Genomic DNA, 2,727 nt, shown 5'->3' with positions numbered 1-2,727 from the left:
CCGGTTGATGGCCGCGCGCCTAGCCGGTGAGGACGTCGAGCCGCAAGGCCCGATCGAGACCGAGGCAGCCCGACGCCTCGACGACGAACTCAACCAGAAGTAGCCACCCGGTTACCCAACACTTTCTCAGGCGCCGGCAGGGGCGAAACGCAGCACGTTCCAGGAGACGCCCGGCAGGCGCACGGAGCACCGACCGCCGTCGATGGTGGGGGTGTTCAACTGCCGGGGCGTCACCCGGTCGGGCTCGGCCTCGGTGTTCGTCGCCGACGGGTCGTCCCCGGCGGCGAGGCTCAGGTGGGATGAAGCGGATAGTCCTGCGAGGCCGCGCAGGTCGAGGTGCAGCTCCAGGTCCGTGTTGTCCCGGTTGACGGCGAAGACTGTCAGCTCGCCGGTCTCCTCGTCCCGCACGGCGACGGTGTCCAGCACCGGTACGTCGCCGTACCGCTTGGTCTCGTAGCTGGGGGAGACCGGCTCGGTGCGCAGCACGGTGCCCCGGGCGTAGCGGGCGGTCAGCGCGAACGGGTGGAAGATGCTCTGTCGCCAGGCCGGCCCGCCGGTGCGGGTGCGGATCGGGGCGATCACGTTGGCCAACTGCGCCTGGCAGGCCACGCCGACCCGGTCGGCGTGCCGGAGCAGGGTGATCAGCAGGTCGCCGACGACCACCGCGTCGACCGCGGTGAAGTCGTCCTCGATCAGGGCGGGGGCCTCCACCCAGCCGCGCCGGTCCAGGTCGGCCTGGAGGCGCGACTGGTACCAGACGTTCCACTCGTCGAAGGAGATCTTGAGCTTGCGCCGGTGCCGCTGCTTGGCGGCCACGTGGTCGGCGGTGGCGACCACCTCGCGGATGAAGTTGTCCATGTCGACGGCGGAGGCGAGGATGCTGGCCCGGTCGCCGTCGGACGGGTCGTAGTAGGTGTGCGCGGAGATGTAGTCGACGTGCTCGTAGGTGTGCTCCAGCACGGTCGCCTCCCAGGAGGCGAAGGTGGGCATGGTCCGGTTGGAGCTGCCGCAGGCGACCAGGCTGATCGACGGGTCGACCATCTTCATCGCCCGGGCGGTCTCGGCGGCCAGCCGGCCGTACTCGTCGGCGGTCTTGTGGCCGACCTGCCACGGGCCGTCCAGTTCGTTGCCGAGGCACCAGAGCCGCACCCTGTACGGCTCCTCGGCGCCGTGCTTGCGGCGCAGGTCGGACAGCTGGGTGCCGCCCGGGTGGTTGGCGTACTCGAGCAGGTCGCAGGCCTCCTGCACGCCCCGGGTGCCCAGGTTGACCGCCATCATCGGCTCGACGCCGGCCTCGGCTGCCCAGGTCATGAACTCGTCCAGGCCGAAGGCGTTGGTCTCGATGGTCTTCCAGGCCAGGTCGAGCCGGCGCGGCCGGTCGCCGACCGGGCCGATCCCGTCCTCCCAGCGGTAGCCGGAAACGAAGTTGCCGCCGGGGTAGCGGACCACGGAGACGCCCAGCTCACGGGTCAGCTCCAGCACGTCGCCGCGGAGCCCCCGCGCGTCCGCGGTCGGGTGCCCGGGTTCGTAGACCCCGCCGTAGACGCACCGGCCCATGTGTTCGACGAACGAGCCGAAGAGGCGCCGGTCGGCCGGTCCGATCGCGAAGGCCGGGTCGATGGTGAGCTGCGCGGTCCGCAAGGGGTGCCACCTTTCCTGTTGCCGGTGCCCCAGTGACCGCGGTCACCGGGTATCCCTGGTTTCTACAACGTTGTAAGCAACGTTGTAAAGAGGCTGTAATGCGGTCGTGACACGGTAAAGTGCGGTCAGCAACTCGGGGAGGAAGTCAGTGCGGCACAGGCTCAAGGACGTCGCGGAGCGGGCCGGCGTGTCGGTGAAGACGGTCTCGAACGTCGTCAACGGCTACGTCCACGTGCGGCCGGACACCCGGGCGCGGGTCGAGGAGGCCATCGCCGAGCTGAACTACCGGCCCAACCTCTCCGCCCGCAACCTGCGCAAGGGGCGCACCGGCGTGATCGCGCTGGCGGTGCCGGAGCTGGACATCCCGTACTTCGCGGAACTGGCCCGGCACGTGGTCACCGCCGCCGCCGAGCTGGGCTGGACGGTGCTGATCGACCAGACCGGCGGCGGGCGCGAGCAGGAGCGGGTGGTCGCCTCGGGGATCACCGACCACCTGATCGACGGCCTGATCTTCAGCCCGCTGGCGCTGGCCGCCGAGGACCTCACCGGCCTCGACGGCACCCCGATGGTGCTGCTCGGCGAGCGGGTCGACCACGGCCCGGCCGACCACGTGGTGATCGACAACGTGGCCGCGGCCCGGGAGATGACCGCCCACCTGATCGGGCTCGGCCGCCGCCGGATCGCGGCCATCGGCTCGCAGCGCACCCCGGAGGGCGTCAGCGCCCGGCTCCGGCTCGCCGGCTACACCGCCGCGCTCGCCGACGCCGGCATCGACTACGACGAGCGCCTGGTGGCGCCCGCGCCGGCCTGGCACCGCGCCGACGGCGCGGCCGCGATGCGCGGCCTGCTGGCCTCCGGCGTACGCCCCGACGCGGTCTTCTGCTTCAACGACACCCTCGCGCTCGGCGCCCTGCGCGCCCTGCACGAGGCCGGCCTGCGGGTGCCCGAGGACGTCGCGGTGGCCGGCTTCGACGACATCGAGGACGGCCGGTTCTCCATCCCCACGCTCAGCACCATCGCGCCGGACAAGGAGCGGATCGCCCGCCTCGCGGTGGAACTCCTCGCCAACCGCCTCGACTCCGACCC

At 71.6% G+C, this 2,727-nt stretch carries 2 protein-coding genes; one reads left to right on the top strand and one right to left on the bottom strand.

Annotated features, from left to right (window positions below):
- Positions 1–126: 126 nt before the first annotated feature.
- Positions 127–1,641, bottom strand: coding sequence for an arabinosylfuranosidase ArfA (gene arfA, locus DLJ47_RS35215; protein ID WP_109906695.1), 1,515 nt, complete (start codon positions 1,639–1,641; stop codon positions 127–129).
- Positions 1,642–1,789: 148 nt separating this feature from the next.
- On the opposite strand from arfA, the gene DLJ47_RS35210 reads away from it, so the two are divergent.
- Positions 1,790–2,727, top strand: a 938-nt coding sequence (locus tag DLJ47_RS35210) for a LacI family DNA-binding transcriptional regulator (RefSeq protein ID WP_109906693.1), incomplete at its 3' end; no start/stop codon positions are given.

This window comes from Micromonospora sp. S4605 (genome assembly GCF_003176715.1).
GTDB lineage: Bacteria > Actinomycetota > Actinomycetes > Mycobacteriales > Micromonosporaceae > Micromonospora > Micromonospora echinaurantiaca.
The sequence above is the reverse complement of the archived record's forward strand: the minus strand, read 5'-3'. Positions and strand labels throughout refer to the sequence as shown.